Annotated in this window: 28 protein-coding genes; 18 read left to right on the top strand and 10 right to left on the bottom strand. The window is 68.1% G+C overall.

From position 1 onward, the window contains the following. Window positions 1–95: 95 nt before the first annotated feature. The 8 genes from ACFXIV_RS06750 to ACFXIV_RS06715 all read left to right on the top strand — a co-directional run bounded on the left by ACFXIV_RS06750 (window position 96) and on the right by ACFXIV_RS06715 (window position 7,932). Window positions 96–1,262: a glycosyltransferase family 4 protein gene (locus ACFXIV_RS06750; RefSeq protein WP_379398266.1), complete on the top strand. Its 1,167-nt coding sequence runs from the start codon at window positions 96–98 to the stop codon at window positions 1,260–1,262. After that, entirely contained in the window at window positions 1,262–2,728 is a 1,467-nt protein-coding gene (locus ACFXIV_RS06745; protein WP_379398205.1) for a UDP-glucose dehydrogenase family protein, read from the top strand. The genes ACFXIV_RS06750 and ACFXIV_RS06745 overlap by 1 nt, the downstream gene beginning before the upstream one ends. Before the next feature lie 399 nt (window positions 2,729–3,127). After that, a complete protein-coding gene (locus ACFXIV_RS06740) occupies window positions 3,128–4,069 on the top strand; it encodes a DUF4129 domain-containing protein (protein WP_379398203.1) in 942 nt (313 codons plus the stop codon). Window positions 4,070–4,118: 49 nt separating this feature from the next. Further along, window positions 4,119–4,622, top strand: coding sequence for a hypothetical protein (locus tag ACFXIV_RS06735; RefSeq protein WP_379398201.1), 504 nt, complete (start codon window positions 4,119–4,121; stop codon window positions 4,620–4,622). A 20-nt stretch (window positions 4,623–4,642) separates the two neighbouring features. Continuing rightward, window positions 4,643–5,605 (top strand): AAA family ATPase, encoded by a 963-nt coding sequence (locus ACFXIV_RS06730; RefSeq protein ID WP_379398199.1) that lies wholly within the window; start codon window positions 4,643–4,645, stop codon window positions 5,603–5,605. Window positions 5,606–5,612: 7 nt separating this feature from the next. Beyond that, window positions 5,613–6,887: a DUF58 domain-containing protein gene (locus ACFXIV_RS06725; RefSeq protein ID WP_379383207.1), complete on the top strand. Its 1,275-nt coding sequence runs from the start codon at window positions 5,613–5,615 to the stop codon at window positions 6,885–6,887. Continuing rightward, complete coding sequence (locus ACFXIV_RS06720; RefSeq protein ID WP_379398197.1) at window positions 6,884–7,339, top strand: hypothetical protein; 456 nt, start codon at window positions 6,884–6,886, stop codon at window positions 7,337–7,339. Before ACFXIV_RS06725 ends, ACFXIV_RS06720 begins: the two co-directional genes overlap by 4 nt. Before the next feature lie 47 nt (window positions 7,340–7,386). Then, window positions 7,387–7,932, top strand: coding sequence for an RNA 2'-phosphotransferase (locus tag ACFXIV_RS06715; RefSeq protein ID WP_379398195.1), 546 nt, complete (start codon window positions 7,387–7,389; stop codon window positions 7,930–7,932). Window positions 7,933–7,953: 21 nt separating this feature from the next. Here the strand turns inward: ACFXIV_RS06715 and ACFXIV_RS06710 are convergent, their stop codons facing one another. From ACFXIV_RS06710 to kstD, 3 genes are all read right to left on the bottom strand, one after another. Continuing rightward, the gene (locus ACFXIV_RS06710) at window positions 7,954–8,301 is read right to left on the bottom strand and encodes a hypothetical protein (protein ID WP_379383201.1); all 348 of its coding nucleotides are present in this window, start codon (window positions 8,299–8,301) and stop codon (window positions 7,954–7,956) included. A 430-nt stretch (window positions 8,302–8,731) separates the two neighbouring features. Then, entirely contained in the window at window positions 8,732–9,592 is an 861-nt protein-coding gene (locus ACFXIV_RS06705) for a MaoC/PaaZ C-terminal domain-containing protein (protein ID WP_364606357.1), read from the bottom strand. A gap of 266 nt (window positions 9,593–9,858) precedes the next feature. Next, window positions 9,859–11,577, bottom strand: coding sequence for a 3-oxosteroid 1-dehydrogenase (kstD, locus tag ACFXIV_RS06700; RefSeq protein ID WP_379398193.1), 1,719 nt, complete (start codon window positions 11,575–11,577; stop codon window positions 9,859–9,861). A 152-nt stretch (window positions 11,578–11,729) separates the two neighbouring features. Between kstD and ACFXIV_RS06695 the strand changes: the two genes are divergently transcribed. The 5 genes from ACFXIV_RS06695 (at window position 11,730) to ACFXIV_RS06675 (ending at window position 15,379) form a co-directional block, all read left to right on the top strand. After that, on the top strand, window positions 11,730–12,515 hold the full coding sequence (locus ACFXIV_RS06695) for a 2-keto-4-pentenoate hydratase (protein WP_354831291.1): 786 nt from the start codon (window positions 11,730–11,732) through the stop codon (window positions 12,513–12,515). A gap of 58 nt (window positions 12,516–12,573) precedes the next feature. Continuing rightward, a complete protein-coding gene (locus ACFXIV_RS06690; RefSeq protein ID WP_354831289.1) occupies window positions 12,574–13,482 on the top strand; it encodes an acetaldehyde dehydrogenase (acetylating) in 909 nt (302 codons plus the stop codon). A 12-nt stretch (window positions 13,483–13,494) separates the two neighbouring features. Beyond that, on the top strand, window positions 13,495–14,583 hold the full coding sequence (dmpG, locus tag ACFXIV_RS06685) for a 4-hydroxy-2-oxovalerate aldolase (protein WP_379398191.1): 1,089 nt from the start codon (window positions 13,495–13,497) through the stop codon (window positions 14,581–14,583). Window positions 14,584–14,753: 170 nt separating this feature from the next. Next, entirely contained in the window at window positions 14,754–14,969 is a 216-nt protein-coding gene (locus ACFXIV_RS06680; RefSeq protein WP_040854392.1) for a type II toxin-antitoxin system VapB family antitoxin, read from the top strand. Further along, on the top strand, window positions 14,966–15,379 hold the full coding sequence (locus tag ACFXIV_RS06675) for a PIN domain nuclease (RefSeq protein WP_379398189.1): 414 nt from the start codon (window positions 14,966–14,968) through the stop codon (window positions 15,377–15,379). The genes ACFXIV_RS06680 and ACFXIV_RS06675 overlap by 4 nt, the downstream gene beginning before the upstream one ends. A gap of 16 nt (window positions 15,380–15,395) precedes the next feature. On the opposite strand, the gene ACFXIV_RS06670 is transcribed toward ACFXIV_RS06675, so the two are convergent. Beyond that, window positions 15,396–15,521, bottom strand: a complete 126-nt coding sequence (locus ACFXIV_RS06670) for a DUF433 domain-containing protein (RefSeq protein WP_379398187.1) — start codon at window positions 15,519–15,521, stop codon at window positions 15,396–15,398. A gap of 200 nt (window positions 15,522–15,721) precedes the next feature. Here ACFXIV_RS06670 and ACFXIV_RS06665 point away from each other — a divergent pair, with 200 nt between their 5' ends. Continuing rightward, on the top strand, window positions 15,722–16,648 hold the full coding sequence (locus tag ACFXIV_RS06665; RefSeq protein WP_379398185.1) for an NADP-dependent oxidoreductase: 927 nt from the start codon (window positions 15,722–15,724) through the stop codon (window positions 16,646–16,648). 69 nt (window positions 16,649–16,717) lie between these two features. Continuing rightward, window positions 16,718–17,650 (top strand): cupin domain-containing protein, encoded by a 933-nt coding sequence (locus ACFXIV_RS06660; RefSeq protein ID WP_379398183.1) that lies wholly within the window; start codon window positions 16,718–16,720, stop codon window positions 17,648–17,650. A gap of 114 nt (window positions 17,651–17,764) precedes the next feature. Here ACFXIV_RS06660 and hsaB read toward each other — a convergent pair whose 3' ends face one another. The 4 genes from hsaB to hsaA are packed head-to-tail and all read right to left on the bottom strand — an operon-like array spanning window position 17,765 to window position 21,326. Beyond that, complete coding sequence (gene hsaB, locus ACFXIV_RS06655; RefSeq protein ID WP_379398181.1) at window positions 17,765–18,349, bottom strand: 3-hydroxy-9,10-secoandrosta-1,3,5(10)-triene-9,17-dione monooxygenase reductase subunit; 585 nt, start codon at window positions 18,347–18,349, stop codon at window positions 17,765–17,767. A gap of 21 nt (window positions 18,350–18,370) precedes the next feature. Beyond that, a complete protein-coding gene (hsaC, locus tag ACFXIV_RS06650; protein ID WP_354831276.1) occupies window positions 18,371–19,270 on the bottom strand; it encodes an iron-dependent extradiol dioxygenase HsaC in 900 nt (299 codons plus the stop codon). A 2-nt stretch (window positions 19,271–19,272) separates the two neighbouring features. Continuing rightward, window positions 19,273–20,151 carry a 4,5:9,10-diseco-3-hydroxy-5,9,17-trioxoandrosta-1(10),2-diene-4-oate hydrolase gene (gene hsaD / locus ACFXIV_RS06645; RefSeq protein ID WP_379398179.1) on the bottom strand — a complete coding sequence of 293 codons (879 nt, stop codon included), beginning with the start codon at window positions 20,149–20,151 and terminating at the stop codon, window positions 19,273–19,275. A gap of 5 nt (window positions 20,152–20,156) precedes the next feature. Then, entirely contained in the window at window positions 20,157–21,326 is a 1,170-nt protein-coding gene (hsaA, locus tag ACFXIV_RS06640) for a 3-hydroxy-9,10-secoandrosta-1,3,5(10)-triene-9,17-dione monooxygenase oxygenase subunit (RefSeq protein WP_354831271.1), read from the bottom strand. 196 nt (window positions 21,327–21,522) lie between these two features. Here hsaA and ACFXIV_RS06635 point away from each other — a divergent pair, with 196 nt between their 5' ends. Continuing rightward, complete coding sequence (locus tag ACFXIV_RS06635) at window positions 21,523–22,728, top strand: Rieske 2Fe-2S domain-containing protein (RefSeq protein ID WP_364606341.1); 1,206 nt, start codon at window positions 21,523–21,525, stop codon at window positions 22,726–22,728. Continuing rightward, a complete protein-coding gene (locus ACFXIV_RS06630) occupies window positions 22,728–23,057 on the top strand; it encodes a hypothetical protein (protein WP_379398177.1) in 330 nt (109 codons plus the stop codon). Before ACFXIV_RS06635 ends, ACFXIV_RS06630 begins: the two co-directional genes overlap by 1 nt. Before the next feature lie 45 nt (window positions 23,058–23,102). Here the strand turns inward: ACFXIV_RS06630 and ACFXIV_RS06625 are convergent, their stop codons facing one another. Further along, entirely contained in the window at window positions 23,103–23,513 is a 411-nt protein-coding gene (locus tag ACFXIV_RS06625; protein ID WP_379398175.1) for a cupin domain-containing protein, read from the bottom strand. Between the two features lie 78 nt (window positions 23,514–23,591). After that, window positions 23,592–24,650 (bottom strand): saccharopine dehydrogenase NADP-binding domain-containing protein, encoded by a 1,059-nt coding sequence (locus ACFXIV_RS06620; protein ID WP_379398173.1) that lies wholly within the window; start codon window positions 24,648–24,650, stop codon window positions 23,592–23,594. A 96-nt stretch (window positions 24,651–24,746) separates the two neighbouring features. On the opposite strand from ACFXIV_RS06620, the gene ACFXIV_RS06615 reads away from it, so the two are divergent. Continuing rightward, window positions 24,747–25,661: an AraC family transcriptional regulator gene (locus ACFXIV_RS06615; RefSeq protein WP_379398171.1), complete on the top strand. Its 915-nt coding sequence runs from the start codon at window positions 24,747–24,749 to the stop codon at window positions 25,659–25,661. Window positions 25,662–25,693: the final 32 nt, after the last annotated feature.

Below are 25,693 nucleotides of genomic sequence, written 5' to 3'. Positions count from 1 at the left end.
GGAGGGGAACGATGCGAATCCGCGAGCAGGCAAGGGATTCCGCGCCGCGGAACCCGAGCATACCGAGTAGTCCCCATATCCGGAAAAGCGCCCGCCTGCGGGTGCTGGTCGTCGCCGAGTCCTTTCTTCCCCAGGTCAACGGCGTCACCAACTCCGTGCGCCGGGTACTGGATCACCTGGCCGCCAAGGGTCACGAGGCCACGCTGGTGGCCCCGACCGGTCCCGGCAAGTACGCCGGGTTCCGCGTGCACGTGGTGCGCGGAGCCCGGCTGCCCTTCTACCGGGATTTCCGGATCGGGCTGGAGACCCGCCGCCGGCTGCGCAAGATCATGCGCGAATTCCGGCCCGATGTCGTGCATATCGCCTCGCCGGCGACGCTCGGCTATCAGGCGGCCAAGGTCGCGAACGAGCTCGGGATTCCGACCGTCGCCATCTATCAGACCGATCTGGTGGGTTTCGCGCTGCGCTATGACCTGCCCGGCGGCGTCCGCGCCATGACCGCGCTGACCCGGCGCATCCACCTGCGGGTGGACCGCACCCTCGCGCCCTCCACCGCCAGCCTGCGCCAGCTGGAGCTGATGGGCATTCCGGGACTGGGCCGCTGGCCGCGCGGGGTCGACCTGCAGCAGTTCGGCCCGTTCCGGCGGTCGGCGGAACTGCGAAAGCGCCTGGCCCCCAATGGCGAAGCGCTGGTCGGCTATATCGGGCGCCTCGCGCCGGAGAAGGAGCTCGAGCTGCTCGCCGCACTGCGGCCGCTGCCGGGCGTCCGGCTGGTCGTGGTGGGCGGCGGCCCCGAGGAGAAGCGGCTGCGGAAGCTGTTGCCGGACGCGGAGTTCCTCGGCGTGCTGCACGGTGAGGAACTCGCGGCGGCCTATGCGTCGCTGGATGTGTTCGTGCACACCGGCCGCCACGAAACCTATTGCCAGGCAGCGCAGGAGGCGCTGGCCTCCGGTGTGCCGGTGGTCGCGCCCAAGTCGGGCGGCCCGATCGACGTGGTCACGCCCGGCGCGGGTTTCCTCTATCCACCCGGCGACGCCGAGGCGATGACCGAACTGGTGCGCCGCCTGGTCGAGGACCCGCGACTGCACGAGCAGACCGCGCAGACCGCGGTGCGCAGTGTGCGCGACCGGTCCTGGACGGCCGTCAACGATCTGCTCATCCGTCACTACCGCGAGGTGATCGCGGAACGCCTGCAGGCGGATTCGACTCTGCAGGCCGATTCCACGCGGGGCGAGTTCCCGGCCACCAAGGAGGCATCCTGATGCTCCGCATCTCCGTTATCGGCACCGGATACCTGGGCGCCACCCATGCCGCGGGCATGGCCGAACTCGGCTTCGACGTGCTCGGGGTGGACAACAACCCGGCCAAGGCCGCGGCGCTGTCCGCCGGGCGGGTGCCCTTCCACGAGCCCGGACTGCCGGAACTGCTGGCCGGGCACGTGTCGGGCGGGCGGCTGCGCTTCGGCACCTCGCTGGTCGAGGCCGCCGAGTTCGCCGACGTCCACTTCCTCTGTGTCGGAACGCCGCCCGGGGTGAACGGGGCCGCCGACCTGTCGCAGCTCTACACCGCGCTGGACGGGCTGGTGCCGCACCTGACCCGCAACTGCCTGATCGTCGGCAAGTCCACGGTGCCGGTGGGCACCGCCGAGGCGCTCACCGCGCGCATCGCCGAGCTTGCGCCGGAAGGGATTTCGGTCGATCTGGCCTGGAACCCGGAGTTCCTGCGCGAGGGGCACGCGGTCTACGACACGCTGCACCCGAACCGGCTGGTCTTCGGTGTCACCACGCCGGACGCGGAGTGGGCGCTGCGACAGGTGTACGCCACGCCCATCGCCGCGGGCTCGCCGGTGGTGATCACCAACCTGCCGACCGCCGAGCTGATCAAGGTCTCCGCGAATGCCTTTCTGGCGACCAAGATCTCGTTCATCAATGCCATGGCCGAGCTGTGCGACCTCACCGGCGCGGACGTGACCCTGCTGGCCGATGCGCTGGGCCACGACGACCGGATCGGCCGCAAGTTCCTGGGCGCGGGCCTCGGCTACGGCGGCGGCTGCCTGCCGAAGGACGTGCGCGCCCTGATCGCCCGCGCCACCGAGCTCGGTGCGGGGGAGTCGGTCGACTTCCTGCGCGACATCGACGCGGTCAACCTGCGTCGCCGCGAGCGCGTGGTGCGGGAGACCCTGGAGCTGCTGGGCGGTCACCATCCGCGCGGCCGGGTCGGGGTGCTGGGTGCGGCGTTCAAGCCGCTCTCCGACGACGTCCGCGATTCACCCGCCCTCGATGTCGCGCAGCAGCTGCGCGCGGCCGGCGTCGAGGTGACCGTATTCGACCCCGCCGCAACGGGTCCGGCGCGTGCCGTCGCCCCGCAGCTGGTGTTCGCCGCCACCCCGGCGGCCGCCCTGCACGAGGCGGATGTGGTCCTGCACCTGACCGAGTGGCGCGAATTTCGGGAACTGGATCCGGGTTTCCTGCGCACGGTCGCCCGCGGCCGGGTCATCATCGACGCCCGCAATACCCTCGACCCCGAGCCCTGGCTGGCGGCGGGCTGGGACTTCCGCGCCCTCGGCCGCCTGGTCGAGCCGCGCACCGTGGCCGGCCGCGTCGGCGCGCCCGCCGGCACCGTCTATCCGGCACCGGCTGTCCGGGAGCCGATCGCCGAACCGGCCAGCGCTCTGGCTCAGCCCTCGCCACTGACCCGCCTGCGCGCCCGCGTCCGCCGCACCGCCTGATCGCTACGGTCCCAGACCGTCGACCCTCAGCCCGGCACGCGGTCTCCCCGCGTCGCCGGGCTGCTGCGCCACGGCGTGCGGCCCGGTGCCTTCCGGCCTCGAATGCGCCGAGCGGCTCTCCTGCCTCGCGAGACCGGCCTGCCTCCCTCGCTGCCGTGCGATCTTGATCTGCGCTCCGGGTCGCCCGGATCGTGCACGGATGGTGATAAGTGGGGTTGCGGCGGCAGGGTCGGCCTCGACCGGGATGACCTGGGTTTTCGGGTCTGGCACGGGATGCCGCGCAGGTGGGGGATTTATGCGCGGCGGGTATGTGACTCCAGCTTCACGATTTTGGTCCTGACGGACCGCTCGGCATGTAACTATGTGCCTGATTCCGCTGGACTCTGGTTAGGAGTATTCGTGACTGGGGTGGGGACGGTGGCAGCACGCGCGATCGCATTGATCGGGCTCGTGATGCTGGCTGTCGTCGCACTGCGCGGGTACATTCCGGGAACCGGAGGACCCGCCGCGCCACATCCGTCGTCGGCGGTGTCACTGGCCTTGATGCCGGTGCTGCTGCTGGTCTCGATGGTGATTCTGGTGGCGGGTGTGATCAACAGCCAGCATCGCCTCCCGCTGGCCATGCCCGAACCCGACCGCGAGTCCGCGGTGCGCGTGCCGGGCCTGCGCCGGCTCGGGCTCCTGCTGCTGGTCGGGATCGCGGCCATCACGCTGATCGTGACGGCGGTGCTGTCGGTGTACCTGGTGACGCCGGCGCGGCAGACCCAGGTGGGGACGCCGCCGAGCGTGTCCGCCACTGGGACCGCCCCGCAGCCACAGGAGACCGTGGCACCGCCGGAGGAGGCGGTCCCCGAGCCCACGCTCACCGGCACCGCGCTGCTGCTGGTCGGCATCACCGCCGGCGTGCTGGTGCTGATCGCCATGACCGGCCTGGTCGTGGTGGCGGTGGGCTCGAACCGCCGGCCCTCGCTGGAGCGCACGCCCCTGCCACAGCCCACGGCCACCGAGGCGGTCTCACTGGCCAAGGTCGCCGAGATGGGCCTGGCGGCCATGATCGCGCCGGGGCAGGACCCGCGCACCGCCATCATCGCCTGCTACGTCGCCATGGAACGCGGTCTGGCGACGGCGCGGGAGGTCGCCCCGCTGGCCTCCGACACCCCGTCCGAGGTGCTGGCGCGAGCCTTCGACCGTGGCTTCCTGCACGACGCGTCGGCGCGGGAACTGGTGGCCCTGTTCGAGGAGGCGCGGTTCAGCCCGCACTCCATGCTGGAGTGGCAGCGGATGCGCGCCGAGCAGCTGCTGCGCATCGTGCTGGCCGATCTACAGGGGCAGGCGGCATGAAAGACGGTGTGGCAGTGCGGATCCCGAGGGGCCGAACGGGGGTCCGGCCATGAATCGGAGTGCGATCGTGGTGGGTGCGGTGGCGCTGGCCCTGCTGTTCGAACTGCTCGCTCTCGGCGATCAGCGCGAGCATCTGGTCGCCCTCACCGCCGTTCCGGTGGCTGCGGCGCTGGGACTGCTGGTGTGGTCGCTGGTGGAGCGGTCGCGCCGGCTCGCCCCGCCCGAACCGGACGACAACGATATCGACAACGGTCCCGTCGAGATGCTGCACCGCTGGCAGGCGCGCGCCCAGATGCTGGCGGACCGCTCCGAGGGCTCGCGCGCGGAGTGGGATCGGCACCTGCGGCCGCTGCTGGCCAAGGAATTCGAACTGACCAGCGGGCACCGGATGGCCAAGAACCGGCGGGCGCTGGAAGTGGCGGGACAGCTGCAGTTCGGGCCCGAGCTGTGGCGCTGGGTGGACCCGGCGAACTCGGCGCTGCGCGATCAGGTCAATCGGGCTCCCGGCCGCGAGGCCCTGGACGAAATCCTGCGCCGACTGCAGAACATGTGAGATGAGATGCGAGACATGCGATGACATCACCGATGGACGTGACCATCAAGCGCACCGACGCGGTGCTGCGTGAAGTATCCCGGGTCGTGGTCGGCAAACGGGACGAACTGCAGCTGATCATGATCGCGGTGCTGTCCGGGGGCCACATCCTGATCGAGGACCTGCCCGGACTGGGCAAGACCCTCATCGCGCGCTCCTTCGCGACCGCGCTCGGGCTGAACTTCACCCGCGTGCAGTTCACCCCGGACCTGTTGCCCGCCGACCTCATCGGGTCGACGATCTACGACATGCATTCGGGCCGTTTCAGTTTCCGGCGCGGTCCGGTCTTCACCAATATGCTGCTGGCCGACGAGGTCAACCGCACCCCGCCCAAGACCCAGGCCGCCCTGCTGGAGGCCATGGCCGAGGGGCAGGTCTCCATCGACGGCGAAACCTTCCCGCTGCCACAGCCTTTCGTCGTCTTCGCCACCGACAACCCGATCGAGTACGAGGGCACCTACCCGCTGCCCGAGGCCCAGCTCGACCGCTTCGCCATGCAGCTGCGGCTGGGCTACCTGTCGGAGACCGACGAGATGAACATGATCCGCCGCCGCCTGGAACGCGGCTCGCAACCCGCCCAGATCGGGCAGGTGGCGGATGCCGACGGCCTGCTGGAGATGCGGCAGTCGGTGGAATTCGTGACGGTGCACCCGGATGTGGTGGGCTACGTCGTCTCCCTCGCCTCGGCCACCCGCGGGCATCCGCAGGTGGAGGTCGGCGCGAGCCCCCGCGCCGAACTCGACCTGGTGCAGATGGCCCGCGCCCGGGCCCTGCTGCACGGCCGCGACTACGTGGTCCCCGAGGACGTGAAGGCGCTCGCCGTGCCGGCCATGGCCCATCGCATCACGCTGCGCCCCGAGATGTGGGTCCGCCGCATCCGCGGCGAGGACGTGATCTCCGAACTGCTGCGCCGCCTGCCGGTCCCACGCGCCACCCAGGCCTGAGGCGCGTATGAAGCATCGCGACACGAGTACGGCGGTCGAGGCCGAATTGCGCTGGCGGCCCGCACCGTTGGTGTTCATGCTCGCCGCGGTGTCCGTGCCCGCCCTGGTGCTGGCGCTGGTACTGGGCAAGTGGCAGCTGGTGGTGTTCGCCGCGCCCATGCTCGGGGTGCTGGCCACCGCGCCGCTGCAGCAGTCCCGCACCCGCATCCAGGTGGACGGGGCGGGGGTGCTGCGCTGCTTCGAGACCGAAGAGGTGGTGCTGACCGCCGCGGCGTTCGTGGAACGCGGGCACGCGCTGCTGCGGCTGCATCCGGAACCCTTGCAGAGCATGGAGATCCATGTCGAGGAGACGGTGGACTCCGGGACCGCGCCCGCCGGGCTGCGGCTGGCGCTGTCGGCCCCGCGCTGGGGCCGATATCCGGTGCCGATGCGGGTGACCGCGCTGAGCCCGGCCGGGCTGGCGGTGGCCTCGGTGCGCTTGCGTGCGGGCGAGGTGTACGTCTATCCGATCACCGATCCGCAGCGGATGCGCCTGCCGCGCACCGAACTTCCCGAACGGATGGGCACCCATCTCACCCGGCGGGCCGGGCCGGGCGTGGAGTACGCGGATATCCGCGCGTACACGCCGGGGGATCAGCTGCGCACCGTGAACTGGCCGGTGAGTGCGCGGCGCGGGCAGCTGTTCGTGACCGAGCGCTTCACCAACCGGGCCGCGGATGTGGTTGTGCTGGTGGACACGTCGATGCAGGCGCCCGGGCCCGCGTCGGACTCGCTGGAGCTGTCGGTGCGCGGCGCCGCCCAGGTGGCCCAGTCCGCGCTGCAGGCGGGCGACCGCACGGCGGTCGTGTGCCTGGGCCGCACTCCACGCTGGCTGCGACCGGATATCGGCCGCCGCCAGTTCTATCGCATCGTGGATGCCGTGCTGGATGTCGGTGACGAGCACATCCTCACCGAGGGCACGCTGGCGCCGCACGCCGCGGTGCCCATCGGGGCGGTCATCGTCGCCTTCTCCACGCTGCTCGACACCCAATTCGCCCTGGCCCTCATCGATCTGCGCAAGCGCGGCCACGTCGTGGTGGTGGTCGACGTGCTGCGCGGAACGCCGTTCGGCGATGGCCTGGACTCCACCCTCGCGCGCATGTGGCAGCTGGAACGCACCTCCATGTACCGCGATATGGGCACCGTCGGCGTCGACATCGTGCCCTGGCCCGAGGACACCCGCCTCGATCAGGTCATGCGCCTGCTGCCCGAACACCGCCGCACCGTGAGGGTTCGCCGATGACCAAGTTCCTCGCCGTGCTGTCCGGGCTGCTGCTGGCGGGCGCGGTGGCCATCGTGCTGCCGTGGGCCGCGATAGCGGTGATCATCCTGGCGGTGGCCGGCTGGCGCTGGCGGGTGTGCGCGGTGCTGGCCGTGCTCGCGGCCATGGCGGCGCTGGCCTGGGTCGGGACCGGGGCGCTGGTGGCGGGCGGCATCGGGCTGGTCGCGACCACGTACCTGCTGAACACGGCGACCGTGTCGGCTCCGGTGGGCGTGGTGCCGACGACGATTCCGTCGGTGGCGGGCGCACTGGTGTTCACGGTGGCGGCGGGGGCCGCGACCGTGCTGCCCACCGGACTCACCTGGGTGCCGATCCTGGCGCCGTTCACCGTGATCGCGTTGTACGCCATGCTGGTTCGCGGACTGACGGACGACCGGACCGTCGGCCGAGCCGAGAACACGCCCGGCGGCTGAGCCGAAAATCGCTTCGAATCCGGCTGTGGGGCTGGTTCACTCGCGCCATGGACGAACAACAGATGATCAAGGCCTCGAAACGGTTGTCGAGGCACCTACGGCATGCCCCCGAGGCCATCGGCATCGCGCTGGACCCGGCCGGGTGGGTGGACGTCGCCACGCTGCTGTCGGCGTTGGGCCGGCACGGGCGGGCGCTCTCGCGTCCCGAACTGGACGAGGTGGTGGCGCGGAACAACAAGCGCCGCTTCGAATTCGATGCGACGGGGACCCGGATCCGCGCGAGTCAGGGGCACAGTGTCGACGTTGACCTGGAGTATCGGGCGACCGTACCGCCCGTGGCTCTCTACCACGGCACCGTTGCCGCGGCCCTGCCCGGAATTCGCGCCGAGGGGCTGAAGCCCATGCGCCGCCACGACGTTCACCTGTCGGCGGATACCGAGACCGCCGTCAAGGTCGGGGCACGACGTGGCAGACCCGTGGTACTGACCGTGGCTGCCGGCGCGATGCACCGCGACGGGCACGAATTCCGGGTCAGCACCAATGGGGTCTGGCTGGTGGCCGCCGTCCCGCCCGGATACCTGTCCGGACTCTGAGCGGGGCGGCCGCCGCGGCGACTACTGGAGGGCGGGGGGCATGCGGGTCGGCTTGATGCGGCCGGCGTCGATGAGCGCCCGGAACGCCGCGGCTTTGCGCGCGCACTCCGCAACCGGGCAGCGGCGGTGCTGCTGCATGGTGCGATGGGCTTCCTGGACGCCCAGCGGGTGATCCGGAGCGAGGTGCGACCAGGCGGATGTGTCGGGAGTTGCCAGCGCTAATACGCTGCGTTCCTTGTTGATTCGATCGCGGATGCGTTCTACGGAGAGCCGGTCCGGATCGTGATGGGGGTGGTGCAGGCTCATGATGGTGACAGCCATGATCACGAGCGTTGCGAGAGTGGCCGTGAACACTTGCCAGGCGGCCATTTGTTCACCTTCTCCATGTCTATCGGTAGTAGTCAGCTAGATATTCAGTTGGTTAGCTAGATATTCACCGTATGCCTGAAGACGTTACGCCTCCAGCGCGTCTTGGGTCAGGTTCAATCGAATTTCGGCCGCTTTGAACAACTCAGCTGTCGCCGATCCCGCTGTCGCGCTGAAGGTTTGCGGCCATCTCAATATCCGGTATGCGGCTTATGGCCGGATTGCCGTGTCACCCACCGGGTCTCGAACTCCTCGCCGACTGCCCCGCCCGCACCCGCGAGGACCTGGTAGCCGCCCTCCGGTACGCCTACCGCCCCAGCTCCAGAGCCTGGACTCCGAACACCCACTGCCCAACAAGATCAGGGAGCTCCCACCGAGGAAATCTGTCCGATTTCCGCAGTGAGAGCTCCCTGATCTTGAAGCTCTGTTCGGGTTACGAGTGGGTGAGGACCACGTCCGCGAGAACGGGGGCGTCGTCGCGCTCGACGACGGTGACCGCGATGACGAGTTCGCCGTCCTGCTGCCAGATTCGGGAGCGCAGGGTCTCACCGGGGTACATGACGCCGGCGAAGCGGGCGCGGAAACCCTTGACGCGGGACACATCCGAGGCGAGGACCGTGTCGGTCGCGGTCTTCAGGACCAGGCCGTAGGTGCACAGGCCGTGCAGGATCGGGTTGGGGAAGCCGGCATTGCGGGCGAATTCGGGGTCCGAGTGCAGCGGGTTGCGGTCGCCGCACATGCGGTAGAGCAGCGCCTGCTGCGGGAGAGTGGGAGTGAGGACCTCGAAATCCGGTGCCCGGTCCGGAAGTTCGGTCTTCGCGCTGGGGCCGCGGTCGCCGCCGAAGCCGCCCTCGCCCTTGGCGAAGATGGAGGAGCGCGACGTCCACAGGGGTTCGCCGTCGGAGCCGACGGCGGTGTCCTCACGCCAGATGACGGCATTGGAGCCCTTGTCCCAGATCTCGCTGATGCGGCCGGAGATGCTGCCCTTGCCGGAGGCCGGGATCGGGCGGTGCACGATGATCTCCTGGCTGCCGTGCACGACCTTCGCCAGATCGATGTCGATGCCGTCGAACTTCACCTTCGGCGGCTCGGTCTCGTGGAAGGACGGCGCGACGGTCGCGAACGACGGCAGCACCTGCGGCTCGCGATCGTCGACGTAGCGCAGCTCGGCGGCGTCGGTCCAGCGGTTGCCCGCGCCGAGCGCCAGGTTGTAGGTCTGCACATCACTGGCGGACCAGCTGAATTCGCGCGCGGGGATCTGCGCGCCGAGCGCGACACTCAAATCGATGGGCATGAAAGGTTCTCCTCGTCACTCGCGTCCGATGGTCCGGCGCGGCTCGCCTCCCCGCAAGCCGCCGCCCCGCTGACCGGGTCGCGCTCGAAAGTCTGGTTCCCGGCCCGCCGCGGGAAAGAGCGTTCGCGGCGGCGGGCACGGGCTGTTCAGTTGTCCGCGCCCCCGCCGGGATAGAGCGGTACGGCGGGGCATGCGGGGTGGGTTGGGCGCGGACTCGACGTGACCCGACTCGCGCCCAACCCGATCCTGAACCGGGTTGGGACGGTTCAGGACGCTTCTTGGGACGACACCGTCTCGGCCACCGGCGTGCCGTTCTTCGCCTTGGCGGCGATATCGAGGGCGGCCAGGTAGCCGAAGGTGATGGCGGGGCCGATGGTCGCGCCGGGACCGGCGTAGGTGTGGCCCATGACCGGGGACGAGGTGTTGCCGGCGGCGTACAGGCCCTCGATGGCGGTCCCGTCCTCGCGCAGCACGCGGGCATCGTTGTCGGTGACCAAGCCGCCCTTGGTGCCGAGGTCGCCGGGGACCATCTTCACCGCGTAGAACGGGCCGACCTCGAGCTTGTTCAGGCACGGGTTCGGCTTGATGGTCTGGTCGCCGTAGTACCGGTCGTAGGCGCTGTCGCCGCGGTTGTAGTCGAGGTCCTTGCCGGTCGCGGCGAAGCCGTTGAAGCGCTCGATGGTGGCGGCCAGCTGGTCGGCGGGGACGCCGATCTTCTCGGCCAGTTCGGCCACCGTGGGCGCGACGACGATCAGGTCGTTTTCCATCCAGCGGGACGGAATCCGCTGGCCAGGCTGCAATCCGGCGAAGATGTACCGGGACCGGTAGCGCTGATCGAACACCAGCCAGCACGGCACGTTCTCGCCCGGACCCTCACCCTGCCCGTATTCGCCGCCGTACATGGTGTGCACAGCCTCGACGTAAGGAGCGGACTCATTACCGAATCGCTGACCTTGCGTATTGATCATGATGCTGCCGGGCAGATTCCGCTCCGCGAGGCAGAACCAGGGCTTTCCTTCACCGCGGAAGGTGGTCGGACCCCACCAGGCGTCGTCCATGAAGTCGATGTCCGCGCCCGCCGCGATGCCGGCCCGGATGCCGTCGCCGGTATTGGCGGCCGCGCCCGTGGTCCACTCGGTGGTGATGGGCTCGCGCTGGTACTTGTGCCGCATGTCGGCGTTGTGCTCGAAACCGCCGCTGGCCAGGATGACGCCGTACTTGGCGTTGAACCGGACGGCCTGCCCGTTCTCCTCGGCGTCGACGCCGGTGACCACGCCGTTGTCGATGACCAGTCCGGTGAGCGGGGTGTTCAGCAGCACCGGCACATTCGCGTCCAGCAGGCCCTTGCGCAGGCCGGCGATGATGGCCTGGCCCATGCCGACCAGCGCCTTGCCGGTGACCTTGCCCCACGCCCAGCGGGTGCCGACGCGCAGCACGCGCGCGATGCCGACCGGGTGCCGGCGAATCAGGTTGAGCTTCTTGTAGTCCGCCTGCATGACGACGACGTTCAGCGGCGCCTTGCTGTAGGCCGGCTCCAGCTTGAAGCGCTCCTGGCCCAGGACTTTGAGGTTGAACGGCTTGGGCTCGCAGCTGCGGCCGTCCGCCTTGCCGCCCGGTGCCTCCGGGTAGTAGTCGGAGTAGCCGGGTACCCAGGTCATCTTCAGGGCGGAGTGGTCGAGCACGTAGTCGAAGGCTTCGGCGCCGCGATCGATGTAGGTGTCGATCTTCTCCTTGGGCACCACGTCGCCGATGATGCTGTACAGGTAGGTGCGCGCCTCGTCGAGGTCGTTCCCACGGCCCGCGGCCTTCAGCACCTTGTTTCCGGGAATCCAGACGCCACCGCCCGATCGCGCGGTAGAACCGCCGTAATGAGCGGCCTTTTCGATGAGCACCGTGCGCAGACCGTGGTGCGCAGCGGTGAGGGCGGCGGACATACCGGCGGCACCGCTGCCGACCACCACCACGTCGTAATCCCGATCAGTCATGTAGAACACGTTATAGAATCGATCCTGGTTTGGTCTATGTTGGTCTGGCAGATGGGACTGCTGAAGCGACGTTATTCACAAAAACTCGTTTCAGTTTCTAGTCTCGTTACTGGATGGCCACCGGCCGGTACCCCCGATGGAAGGAACACAGCGTGCTGACCGACGCGCTACGTAAGGAACTGGCCGACGAGCTCGCGGCGGCCGAGCGGACCCGGGTTCCGATCGATCCGCTGGCCGTGCGGCATCCCGAGATCGACGTGGTCGATGCCTACGAGATCCAGCTCATCAATATGCGGCAGCGCTTCGACGGCGGCGCCAAGGTCGTGGGCCACAAGGTGGGCCTGTCCTCCAAGGCCATGCAGCAGATGATGGGCGTGGACGAACCCGACTACGGGCACCTGCTCGCGGAGATGGAAGTCTTCGAAGACGTTCCGGTCGACACCTCCAAGTACCTGTACCCGCGCGTCGAGGTCGAGGTCGGCTTCATCCTGGGCGCCGACCTGCCCGGCGAGGACTGCACCGAGGAGGACGTGCGCAAGGCCACCGTCGCCTACGCGCCCTCCATCGAGCTCATCGACACCCGCATCAAGGACTGGAAGATCGCGCTCTGCGACACCATCGCCGACAATGCGTCCTCCGCCGGCTACGTGCTGGGCAAGCAGCGGGTCTCACCGGATCAGCTGGATATCAAGAACATCGACGCCGTGCTGACCCGCAATGGCGAGGTCATCGCCGAGGGCCGCTCCGACGCCGTGCTGGGTGATCCGACCATCGCGGTGGCGTGGCTGGCGCGCAAGGTCGCCTCGTTCGGCGTGCGTTTGAAGGCGGGCGACATCGTGCTGCCCGGCTCCTGCACCCGCGCCATCGACGCCCGCCCGGGCGACGAGTTCATCGCCGAGTTCGCCGGACTCGGTTCCGTCCATCTGGGTTTCGCGTAGACCTGAGCCGATCAGGCCGCGTCGCACAGACACTGACCTCACCGAGTAGGAGAAAGCCGTGACTGCAAGCAAAGTCACCGCCGCGATCGTCGGGTCCGGCAATATCAGCACCGATCTGCTGTACAAGCTGCTGCGTTCGGAGAAGATCGAGCCGCGCTGGATGATCGGCATCGACCCGGAGTCCGAGGGCCTCAAGCGCGCCCGCGGCCTGGGCCTGGAGACCTCCGCCGAGGGCGCGGATTGGCTGCTGGCGCTGCCGGAGAAGCCGGACCTGCTGTTCGAGGCCACCTCCGCGTACGTGCACCGGGCCTACGCGCCCAAGTACGCCGAGGCCGGCATCCGCGCCATCGACCTCACCCCCGCCGCCGTGGGCCCGGCCGTGATTCCGCCGGTCAACCTCGACTCGCTGCGCGACGAGATGAACGTCAACATGATCACCTGCGGTGGACAGGCGACCATTCCGATGGTGCACGCGGTTTCTCGCGTGGTTCCCGTCGAGTACGCCGAGATCGTGGCGTCGGTGTCCTCCGTGTCCGCCGGTCCCGGCACTCGCGCGAACATCGACGAGTTCACCAAGACCACCTCCGCCGGTGTCGAGACCATCGGTGGGGCGAAGCGTGGCAAGGCGATCATCATCCTGAACCCGGCCGAGCCGCCGATGATCATGCGCGACACCATCTTCTGCGCCATCCCCGAGGACGCCGACCGCGACGCCATCACCGAGTCGGTGCACCGGATGGAGAAGTCCATCCAGGAGTACGTGCCCGGCTACCGGCTGCTCAACGAGCCGCAGTTCGACGAGCCGTCGCTGGTTTCCGGTGGCATGGCAAAGGTTTCGATCTTCGTCGAGGTCGAGGGCGCGGGCGACTTCCTGCCGCCGTACTCGGGCAACCTCGACATCATGACGGCCGCCGCCACTCAGGTGGGCAATGTGCTGGCCGACCAGATCATCTCGGCTCGGGTGTAAGGAGTTCCGACAGTGAGCAATTCGAACGCTGAATCCAATTCACCGCTCGCGGTGGCGAAGCCGTTCTCGGCGGATCTGGACATCCGGGTCACCGACACCAGCCTGCGTGACGGCTCGCACCACAAGCGGCACCAGTTCACCGTGCAGGAAGTGCGCGACATCGTCGCCTCCCTCGACGCGGCGGGCGTGCCGGTCCTCGAGGTCACCCACGGTGACGGCCTGGGCGGTTCCTCGTTCAACTACGGTTTCTCGAAAACCCCTGAGCAGGAACTGATCAAGGCTGCCGCGGAGACCGCCAAGCAGGCCAAGATCGCCTTCCTCATGCTGCCGGGCGTCGGCGTCAAGGAAGACATCAAGATCTCGCAGGACAATGGCGCGAGCATCTGCCGCATCGCCACCCACTGCACCGAGGCCGACGTCTCGATCCAGCACTTCAACATGGCCCGCGACCTCGGCCTCGAGACCGTCGGCTTCCTGATGATGGCGCACTCCACCACCCCGGAGAACCTCGCCAAGCAGGCCCGCATCATGGCCGACGCGGGCTGCCAGTGCGTGTACGTCGTCGACTCCGCCGGTGCGCTGGTGCTGGAGCAGGTCACCGACCGCGTCTCCGCCCTGGTCGCCGAGCTCGGCAATGACGCGCAGGTCGGCTTCCACGGCCACGAGAACCTGGGCCTGGCCGTCGCCAACTCGGTCTACGCCGTGCGCGCCGGCGCCACCCAGATCGACGGCAGCGCACGCCGTTTCGGCGCGGGCGCGGGCAACCTCCCCGTCGAGGCCTTCATCGGCGTCTGCGACAAGCTCGGCATCAAGACCGGCGTCGACTTCTTCGCCGTCACCGATGCCGCCGAGGATGTCGTCCGCCCGGCCATGCCGAGCGAATGCCTCCTCGATCGCCAGGCCCTCATGATGGGCTACGCCGGCGTCTACTCGTCGTTCCTGCGCCACGCCGAGCGCCAGGCCGAGCGCTACGGCGTCTCCGCCGCCGAAATGCTCGTCCGCGCCGGCCAGCGCAAGCTGGTGGGCGGCCAGGAAGACCAGCTCATCGACATCGCTCTGGAACTCCAGCGCGAAAAGGAAAAGTCGGCCGCCAACGCCTGACCCCACCCCTTCGCTGGGCCGCAACCGACTCCGGTTGCGGCCCAGCGGCGTTTTCGGCACCGGTTCAATGACCGATCAGTAAGCTGACCAGCGTCTTCTGCCGATCTGCCCGCCCTTGATGTATCTAACCTGATGTCATCGATTCAGGCTTGTATATCTGGAGGTGGCTCATGGCTCGGACGGTGATCGACCTTGACGATCAGCTGGTAGCCGACGCGTCGAAGGCCCTTGGGACAACGACGAAGAAAGACACCGTGAATGCGGCCCTTCGGGAAATTCTCGAGATCCGCCGCCGTGCGGTCGCGCTGACGCGGCTACAGGAACTGGTCGCCGATGGCGCGATCGATGTGGAGATATTCGAAGACAAGCGGAACTATCGCCGGTGAACGGGGCGCAGTTCCTCATCGACACGAGCGCTCTGGTCCCGCTGCTGCGTCAGGAGCCGGACGGGGTGGTGTGGCAGCGCGTCGCCGCCGCAGGGCTGATCGCGATCTGCCCGATCACCGAACTCGAGTTCTTTTACAGTGCGCGTTCGATTGCCGATCGCGAGTCGCTGATCGAGCAGATTCGCATTCTGTTCGGCTGGGAGCCGGTCGACGATCGTGCCTACCGGCGGGCATGGGAAGTGCAGGGCGAGTTGACCAGTCGAGGGCAGCGCCGCAGCGCGGGACCGGTCGACCTCGTCGTCGCGGCTACCGCCGAACTCAGGGGTCTGACCTTGCTGCACCGCGACCGCGACTTCGATTGCATCGCAGCCATAACCGGCCAGCCTCATCGTCGACTGGGAACTCCCTGATCCAGCGGTTCCCTCGTCACCTCGATCTGCGCAGGGTGGCTTCATACTCGAGGACCGCAAGGAGGTCGTCGGGTTCGAGGTCTGGGTAGTCGTCGAGGATTTCGGCAGTGGGCATCCCGGCGGCACGGTCCAGGCGGGACATGGCACAACCTTAGAGGGCCTGCGTTCCCGATCCGCTGGTATTCGGATTGGTCTGGCATCAACTGGCTCTACGTCTTCCAATGGATACGATTGGATAAAAATGAGAGATCTGAGGCCATTCAGGGTCTTGCAGCTTCCGCCTAGCGTTGTCCTCGTTCGGTTCGATGAACGGGCCGGGGAAAAGCGTTGGAGGACAGAGCGATGCGTGCGGTGGTTCAGAAGAGCTTCGGTGGGCCTGAGGTGCTGGAGGTTGTGGAGGTCGAGAAGCCGGAGTTGCTTTCGGGGGAGGTGCTGGTTCGGGTGAAGGCCAGTGCGGTCAATCCTGTTGATGTGGCGGTGCGGTCGGGGGCGTTCCCGTTGCTGGGGGAGCCGCCGTTCGGGGTTGGGTGGGATATCTCCGGGGTGGTGGAGGCGGCTGGGCCGGGGGCGCGGTATGAGATTGGGGAAGAGGTTTATGGGATGCCGTTCTTCCCCAGGGCCGCAACGGGTTACGCGGAGTATGTGGCTACGCCCTCGCGGCAGGTGGCTCGGAAGCCGAAGTCGCTGAGTCATGTTGAGGCTGCGGCGCTGCCGCTGGCGGCGCTGACCGCGTGGCAGGGGCTGGTGGACAAGGCGGGGGTCGGGGAGGGGGATCGGGTGCTGGTTCACCGGGCGGCCGGTGGGGTCGGGCATCTGGCGGTGCAGATTGCGAAGGCGCGGGGTGCGTATGTGATCGCGCTGGCCAGTGCCGGGAAGCACGACTATGTGAAGAGCCTCGGCGCCGATGAGGTGATCGATTACCGGACAACCGATTTCACCGCGGTCGTGAAGGATGTCGACATTGTCTTCGACTCTGTCGCCGATGGTGCACGGTCGCTTCAGGTGTTGAAGCCGGGTGGGGTGCTGGTGACCATTCTCGAGCATGTGAACCCGGAGCTGGAGCGGGCTGTGAAGGAAGCCGGGCGCCGGTTCGCGGGTGTTTCTGTGGAACCGGATTACTGGGCGCTGGAGCAGATCGCGGAGCTGGTCGACGCGGGGAAGCTGCGGCCGACCATTGCCGAGACGCTGCCGCTGGAGGAGGCGGGGAAGGCGCACGAGATCGTGGCGTCGGGGCAGACGGTCGGCAAAGTGGTGCTGACCGTCGAGTGAGGGGCGGGGCGAATAATCGGGGCGGGATCCGGGTTGCAGGGCACGGGTTCGAGGTGAAGGAGATCGGTCATGGATGTGCTGAGTGAGGCCCTGACTTCGATGCGGACCGGTGCGCCGAACTCGGTGCGGACGGATGGGCGGGTGCCGTGGGCGCTGCAGCTGCCGCCGACGGCGGGTGCGGGATTCCATGTGGTGCTGCACGGGACCTGCTGGTTCTATCCCTCGGACAGCAGTGCCCGGCCGATCGCGCTCGGGCCCGGTGATGTGGTCTTCGTCCGGGACGGGGCGGGGCATATTCTCGCCGACCACCCGGACACCCCTCCGGAGGTTCCCCGGCCCGAGCAGTACACGCAGCGTCCGCCGGTGGGCGCGTTGCAGATCGGCGGGGACGGCCCGGCCACCAGTCTGCTCTGCGGCAACTATCACCTCGACGGGCAGCGGCCGCATCCGTTGCTACGGCAACTCCCGGAGGTGATCCATCTGCCCGCCCGCCACGGCCGGCACCCGGAGTTGAATGCCGCGATCCAGCTGCTCGGCGCGGAGCTCGACAATCCGCGCATCGGGTCGCACGGCATCGTGCCGGCGCTGATCGACTCGCTGCTGCTGTACATCCTGCGCGCCTGGATCGAGGAGCAGCCGCAATCCGAGGCGGTGGGATGGGCTGCGGCGCTGCGTGATCCGGCCGTCGCCCCGGCCCTCGAAGCCATGCACGGCGATCCGGCCGCGCCCTGGACCGTGCAGTCCCTCGCCGACCATGCGGGCCTGTCCCGCGCCGCGTTCGCCCGCAAGTTCAATGCCATGGTCGGCGAACCGCCGCTGGCGTACCTGACCCGCTGGCGGCTCACCACGGCGGCCCGCCTGTTGCGCGAGGACGAGCTGGCCATCGAAAAGGTCGCGGCCCGAGCGGGATACAGCTCGGAGTTCGCGTTCGGGAAGGCGTTCAAACGCGAATATGGCCTGGCCCCAGGCCAATATCGTCGCCAAGCCCGCGCCGCCGCCTGACTTGTACACATGTGGAAGGGCCCCTGTGGATGAATCTACAAGGGGCCCTTCGCATTGTCTGGGTAGTTGGGTTGAGGGGTGAAGCCCCTGAGAGCTACCGAGAGTTGGTCATCTTCACAACCACGTATCGAGAGTGGTGGTCGTGAGGAAGTGTTCGAGGTCCGCGCGCCAGGGCGCGGGCGTCGTCTTCTCCGGTTCGATGGCCGTGTACTGGCCCCGGTAGAAGAGCAGCGGCCTGCCGGAGTCGGTGGACTCCGACAGGGCCCGGACCCGGCCGATCACGATGTAGTGATCGCCGCCGTCGAGCACGTTGTCCACAGTGCACTGGATCGTGGCCAACGCGCCGTCCAGCACCGGGAGGTCCAGTTCCGAGGTGTGCCAGTCGATTCCGGCGAACTTGTCGGGTTCGCGGGAGCCGAAGCGGGCGCACACCGGCTGTTGCTCCTCGGCGAGCATGTTCACGGCGAAGCTGCCGTTGCGTTCGATCGCCGCCCAGGAGCGGGACTCCTTGGTGGGGCAGAAGAGCACCAGCGGCGGATCGAGGGACAGGGCGGCGAACGACTGGCACGCGAAGCCGATGGGGGCCCGCGCGCCGTCGACGCCGTCGAAGGTGGTGATGACGGTGATGCCGGTACAGAACTGCCCCAGCACGTTCCGGAACTGACGCCCGTCGATGACGGGATTGGCGTCGGTGGTCATTGGCCGCCCCTGTTCGTCTCGCTACTTGAATCCGACGCTGAAGTCGTGGCCCCACAGGCTGACCGCGGTGGATTCCCGCGCGATCCACGAGTGGTCGTCGACTTCCAGTCCCTCACAGCCGAATTCGATGTCGAACCCGCCCGGCGTCTTCATGTAGAACGAGAGCATTTTGTCGTTGATGTGCCGCCCGAGGGTGGCCGACATCTTCACCTTCTTGCGGTTGGCGCGGTCCAGGCAGAGGCCGACGTCGTCGGAGTTCTCCACCTCGACCATGAGGTGCACGATGCCCGTCGGGTTCGGCAGCGGCAGGAACGCCAGCGCGTGGTGGCGCGGGTTGCAGCCGTAGAAGCGCAGCCAGGCCGGGTCGCCGTCGGCGGGACGGCCCACCAGCTGCGGAGGCAGCCGCATGGAGTCGCGCAGCCGGAAGCCCAGCACGTCCTGGTAGAACGCCTGTGCCGCAGCATCGTCCGTGCAGGTGAGGACCACGTGGCCCAGGCCCTGCTCGGCGGTGACGAACTTGTGGCCGTAGGGGCTCACGAAGCGGCGGCCCAGGTACTGCGCGCCGTAGAACGCCTCGAGGGTGTTGCCGGCCGGATCCTGGAACCGGATCATGCCCTCGACCCGGCGCTCGCCGAGCTCCTCCTTGGTGCCCTCGGTGAAGGCGACCCCGGCCTTGGACAGGGTCTCGCGCAGCTGCTGCAGCCCGCGGGCGTCGGTGACCTCCCAGCCCGAGACCAGCAGCCGGTCCTGCTCACCGGGGACGATCACCAGGCGTGCGGCGAAATCGTCCATGCGCAGGTAGAGCGCGTCGGGGTTGAGCCCGTCGCCCTCCATCATGCCGAGCACCTTGAGGCCGTACTCGCGCCAGGCCGCCATATCGGTGGCCTCGATGCGCATGTAGCCGAGCGCCTTGATACTCATGCTCACTTCTCCTTGACGCCGAGCAGGAAGTCGGTTGCCAGGCGGTTGAATTCGTCGAACTTCTCCAGCTGCGCCCAGTGTCCACAACCGCCGAAGACATGCAACTGCACGCGCGGCACCATCTTCAAGGCGACCAGGGCGCCGTCGATCGGGTTGACCCGATCCTCGCGGCCCCAGATCATGAGCACCGGCTGCCGCAGCTTGAACGCGTCGCGCCAGATCATGCCCTTGGCGAAATCGGGTCCGGCGAAGGACTTGCCCATGGCGCGGGTGGCGGCCAGCGACTCCGGCTGCGAGGCCGACGCGAAGCGCTCCTCGACGAGTTCCGGCGTGATCAGCTTCTGGTCGAAGACCATGATCCGCAGGAACGCCTCCAGGTTCTCCTTCGTGGGTTCGAAGTTGAACTTGGACAGCAGCTTCACGCCCTCGGTGGGGTCCGGCGCGAACAGGTTGGTGGACAGGCCGCCCGGGCCCATCAGCACCAGCTTGCCGGCGCGGTCCGGGTAGTCCAGCGCGAAGCGGGTGGCCGCGCCGCCGCCGAGCGAATTGCCCAGCAGGTGTACGCGTTCGGTGATGCCGAGGGTGTCGAGCAGGTCCTTCAGCGCCGACGCCGAGTGCACGAAGTACTGCGGGTGCTCGGTCGGCTTGTCGGACTGGCCGAAGCCCGGCTGGTCGACCGCGAGGACGTGAAAGTCCTTGGCCAGCACCGGAATGTTCTTGGCGAAGTTGGACCACGAGGACGCGCCCGGGCCGCCGCCGTGCAGCAGCACGATGGTGGGGCCGTTGCCAACCCCGGCCTCGTGGTAGTGCAGCTTCAGGTCCGGCCGCACCTGCGCGAAGCGCGAGGTGGACTCGTAGGTGATTTCTCCCACTGCGGTCATGGGGATTACACCATTCCGTCGGTGACCGGGAGACCGAAGGCGTGGGTGCCGTACATGACGTAGGCGCGCTCCGGGTCCTGCGAGGCGTGCACGCGGCCGGCGTGGGCGTCACGCCAGAAGCGCTGCAGCGGAGTGCCTTCCACCAGCGCGGTGGCGCCGGCGGCCTCGAACAGGCGGTCGACGGAGGCGATCACGCGGCCGGTGGCGCGCACCTGGTCACGGCGGGCGGCGGCGCGCATCTCGAACGGAACGTCCTTGCCCGCCACGATGCACGCGTACTCGTCGGCGATATTGCCCGACAGCTGACGCCAGGCGGCGTCGATGTCGCTGGCGGCCTCGGCGATCCGGACCTTTGCGAACGGGTCGTCCTTGGTGTTCTCACCCGCGAAGGCGGCGCGGACGCGCTTGCCCTGGTGCTCGACGTGGGCCTCGTAGGCGCCGTAGCCCATGCCGATGATCGGCGCGGTGATGGTCGCGGGGTGGATGCTGCCCCACGGCATCTTGTACAGCGGGTCGGTATTCTGCTCCAGGCCAGGCGATTTCAGTTCGCCCATGGTTCGCATGCTGAGGAAGCGGTGCCGGGGCACGTACACGTTCTCGACCACGACGGTGTTGGAGCCGGTGCCGCGCAGGCCGACCACGTGCCACACGTCGTTGATCTTGTACTCGCTCCGGGGAATCAGGAACGAGCCGAAGTCGACCGGCTTGCCGTTCTTGATGACCGGTCCGCCGACGAACACCCAGTCGGCGTGGTCGGAGCCGGAGGACCAGGCCCAAGAACCATTGACGATGTAGCCCTCGCCGTCCTCGGTCACCACGCCCGCGCCCATCGGGGCGTAGGAGGAGGAGATCCGGACCTCGGTGTCGTTGCCCCACACCTCTTCCTGCGCGCGCTGGTCGAACAGCGCCAGGTGCCAGTTGTGGATACCGAGGATGCCGGCGCACCAGCCGGTGGAGCCGCACGCGCTGGCGATCTTGCGGACGGTGTCGTAGAAGATCACCGGGTCGCAGGCGTAGCCGCCCCACTGCTTGGGCTGCACGAGCTTGAAGAAGCCGGTCGCCTGCAGATCCTTGACGGTCTGGTCGGGAAGGCGGCGCAGATCCTCGGTCTCCTGGGCGCGCTCACGCAGGGTCGGCAGCAGCGCCTCGACCCGCTCAACTACTTCTTGCGTCATCTCGCCAGTTGCTCCTGCCTGGTGTTACGGGAAGCGGTCTTCGTTTGCCCCTGAGAGTAGAACACGTTCTTATTCCTGTCGAGAACGCAGTACAAGCGCAGCTCAGAGCGCCCCTATCCAGGTAGTGGGACCTATCGCTGGCCAACCGCGAGTCGATTTTGTAACGTGTTCTAGTACATCCATAGGAGGATCAACGATGGCGACAAGCGCCCAAGGGCCCCGCGGGAAGGTCCGCGAGATCGACGTGGGCTCGATGCCCACCCGCTACGCCCGGGGTTGGCACTGCCTCGGCCTTGCCAAGGACTTCCGTGACGGCAAGCCGCATGCGGTCAACGTATTCGGTACCAAGCTGGTCGTTTTCATGAACAGCCAGAACGAACTGAAGGTACTGGACTCCTACTGTCGTCACCTGGGCGGCGACCTCTCCATGGGTGAGGTCAAGGGCGACTCCATCGCGTGCCCGTTCCACGACTGGCGCTGGGGCGGCGACGGCAAGTGCACCGGCATCCCCTACGCGCGGCGCGTGCCCCCGCTGGCCCGCACCCGCGCGTGGATCACGCTCGAGCGCAACGGCCAGCTGTTCGTCTGGCACGACCACGAGGGCAACCCGCCGCCGGACGAGGTGACCATCCCGTACATCGAGGGTCCCTACACCAATGCCGACGGCAGCTCCTCGGAGACGCTCAACGAGGGCTGGACCGACTGGACCTGGCACTCGCTGCTGATCGAGGGCTCCAACTGCCGCGAGATCATCGACAACATCGTGGATATGGCGCACTTCTTCTATATCCACTACGCCTTCCCCACGTTCTTCAAGAACGTGCTCGAGGGTCACGTCGCCACCCAGTACCTGGAGACCAAGGCCCGGCCGGATATCGGCAACGCGGCCAAGGCCGGCATCGACGTGCTGCTCAAGTCCGAGGCGTCGTACTTCGGGCCGTCGTACATGATCAACCCGCTGCTCAATATCTACAGCGGCTTCGAGGTCAAGACGGTCCTCATCAACTGCCACTACCCGGTCACGCAGAACTCCTTCATGCTGCAGTGGGGCGTCTCGCTGGAGAAGCCGAAGGGGCTGCCCGAGGAGCAGGCGCAGATGTTCGCGGCCAAGATGACCGAGGGCGTCAGCGAGGGCTTCCTGCAGGACGTCGAGATCTGGAAGCACAAGTCCAAGATCGACAACCCGCTGCTGACCGAGGAGGACGGGCCGGTCTACCAGCTGCGTCGCTGGTACGACCAGTTCTACGTCGATGTCGCCGACATCGACCCGAAGTCGGTGCAGCGCTTCGAATTCGAGATCGACACCTCCAAGGCCAACGAGGCCTGGGGTCTCGAGGTCGAGGAGAACCTGCGGAAGAAGCGGGAGGCCGACGAGGCCGCCGCGCAGGAGGCGAACGTCTGATGACCGGCTGGGCGAAGGCACCCGATTTCGCGGACCGTCCGGAACAGCGAGCACAGGTGCGCGCCCAGACGGTCCTCGACAAAGAGCACTACATGGAGTCTGGGCTGACACCGATCGCGTGCCAGACCTGCGGCACCGAGGTGCTCGTGCGCAAGCACAGCCACAATCAGAAGACGGTGCAGTGGACGGTCGATCCGGCCGCGCACTGCCCGGTCTTCCGCAAGCTGGCCGAGGCCGGGCCGACCACCGGTAAACCGGACTCCTGCCCGAACCTGGAGAAGACCATCGACCACGCGGTCGCGGAGGGTCTGCTCGGGATCGACGACTGAGAGTCGTCGAACCACCGATTTCCTTGCTTCGTGTAGGTTCGCGGTTCAGTCGAGCCGGAAGTCGGCGAAATCGAATCCGGGGGAGACGACACAACTCACCAGCACGTAGTCGTCACCTGCCGGACGGGCGGCCTGGCTGATTCCGCCGGGAACCACCGCCTGGGGGCGTTGCCCCTGTTCGACATCGGGTCCGAGGACGATCTCCTCACCCCCGATGTTCAGCAGCAGGGGACCACCCCGATGCCAGAACCAGATCTCGTCCGACGTCACCGTGTGCGGCGCGGACTTCTCGCCGGGTAGCAGCAGAAAATAGATGGCCGTGCCGGTCGCGCGCGGGCCCGGGTAGCCTTCCGGCTCGAATTCCACTCCGCTGCGCCAGGTTTCCCGATACCAGCCGCCCTCGGGATGCGGCACCATATCCAGTTCAGCGGCCAGCTTCGGACGGTCGTCGCTCATGGTCCCCACTGTATTGCGGGGCTCGACCGAATTCCCTTTACTGCGAGCGCGTTCGGCCAGGCGTCGTCGACGGCCGTCTCATGCCCCGGTGATCGTCCAGGTGATGCCGCGGGGCGCGAGCGAATCCAGGAAGTCCGCGGCGTCGAAGGCCTCCGAGGGCGTGAGCACACCCGGCTGCACGGCGCCGCCGGCGAGCCGCACGGCCGCTTCGACCGCCATCAGGCCCGAATCCCGGTAGGAATCGACCCCGCTGACCACGCCGCGCCGTGTCCGGCCGTCCGCGGCGGTGGCGTCCACGATCATGTCGTAGCGCAGATCCGAAGCCGCACTCGGCTTTTCCGGCAGGCCGGCGACCAGTTCGGCGGTCAGGCCGGTGATGTTCGCCCGGAACACGCTGTCGACGGCGCCGGTGACGGCGGCGGCGTCGGTGTGGCGCGGGATGGTGAGCACGGCGGGGAAGGCGAACTTGGCCACCTCGGTCGGCTTGATATCGCCGGGGTACAGCATGGGCGCCGGATCCGCCGGGCCGGTGCGGAACTCGCCGTCGGCATAGTGCCAGCCGCCCGCGCGGAACCAATCCAGGCTGGCCAGTAGTGTTTTCGCGCTGCCGCGAGAGCCGTCCCCGCCGCTGCGGCTGTGGTGGCTGATCACGAAGCCGACCGGTCCGGCGAGACGCGCGGCGAGTAGATCCGCGAGCAGATCGGCGGGGAGATTGCTGTCGGTCACCGAGGAGAGGACCGTCACCCCGGCACGCTCGGCGCGCGGGCCGTACTCGTCGAGGACCCGGCGGAGGAACAGCTGCTCGCCCGAAATGTCGACATAATGCGTACCCGCGTCGAGGGCGGCGGCCAGGATGGGCTCGCCGAGGTCCACGTAGGCGGGCAGGCTGCTGATCACCACATCCGCACCGGTGAACGCCGCGACCAGGGCGGCGTGATCGTCGGCCACTGCGATCCGGATCTCGGCTTGCGGCAGCCCGGCCGCGTCGGCAGCGGCGCGTAGCCGATCGGCATTGCGGCCCACCAGGATCGGGGTCAGGCCGCGGCGATCCAGCTCGGACAGGATGTAGCCGCCGGTGTGGCCATTCGCGCCGTACACGGCGATGGTGGGGGTCTGCGTGGTTTCTTGTGTCGTCATGTGGATGAAGTTATTCGCGTGAAGTGAGCACATGAATGGCTGAATTACTCAGAACGATGCTCGAAACGCTCATGAAGTGAGCGGTATGGTGCCGATGTGGACATCCTCAGCGAGACCGTAGCCGCCATCCGCACCGGCAACCCGGCCTCGGGACTCTTCACCCGGCACGCGCCGTGGGGCCGTCGCTATCCGAAGGTGCCCGGCGCGGGATTCCATGTGGTGCTTCAGGGTTCGTGCTGGGTGCTGCCGCCCGACGGGGAGCCGGTCGCGCTGGGGGCCGGCGATGTGCTGTTCATGCCGCGCGGCGAGAACCATGATCTGGTCGACGCGCTGGGGACGCCGATCACCGAGGTCGCCGTGCCGGGCGAGCCGCGCGAGATCGCGGGTCCGGGTGCGCGGACGGCGCTGGTGTGCGGTGCGTACGAGCTCGGGCGGCACCGCAGCCACCCGCTGCTCGACGACCTGCCGGAATTCATCCACCTCCCGGCCCGTCCCGGTCGCCACCCGGCCCTGCGGTCCGCCGTCGATCTGCTCGCCGCCGAGATCGCCGAACCGCGACCCGGCACCGATGCCGCCATCCCCGCGCTGCTCGACACCCTGCTGCTGTTCATGCTGCGCGCCTGGTTCGACGAACAGTCCACTGCGCCGACCGGCTGGGCCGGCGCCTTCGGCGACCCCGCCGTATCCGATGCGCTGCGCGCGATTCACGCTGCGCCGGAACGGGCTTGGACGGTCCCGGAGCTGAGCGCCGTCGCCGGGGTCAGTCGCGCCACCCTCGCTCGCCGCTTCCTCGCCACGGTCGGCGAGCCGCCGCTGTCCTATCTGACCCGCTGGCGCATGCTCACCGCGGCGCGGCTGCTGCGCGAGACCGACACCCCGCTGGCCGGCGTGGCGAGGAAGGTCGGCTACCAGAGCGAATTCGCCTTCGCCAAGGCCTTCAAACGCCAGTACGGCTCGGCCCCCGGGCAATACCGCCGCGTCGACGATGAACCCGCTGTTCTGGCGGTCTGAACGCGGGACCGGCTCGTCACGCGGCAGACGGT

The organism is Nocardia sp. NPDC059236, assembly GCF_042754085.1.
Classification (GTDB): Bacteria; Actinomycetota; Actinomycetes; order Mycobacteriales; family Mycobacteriaceae; genus Nocardia.
This window is presented reverse-complemented; position numbering and strand designations above follow the sequence as displayed.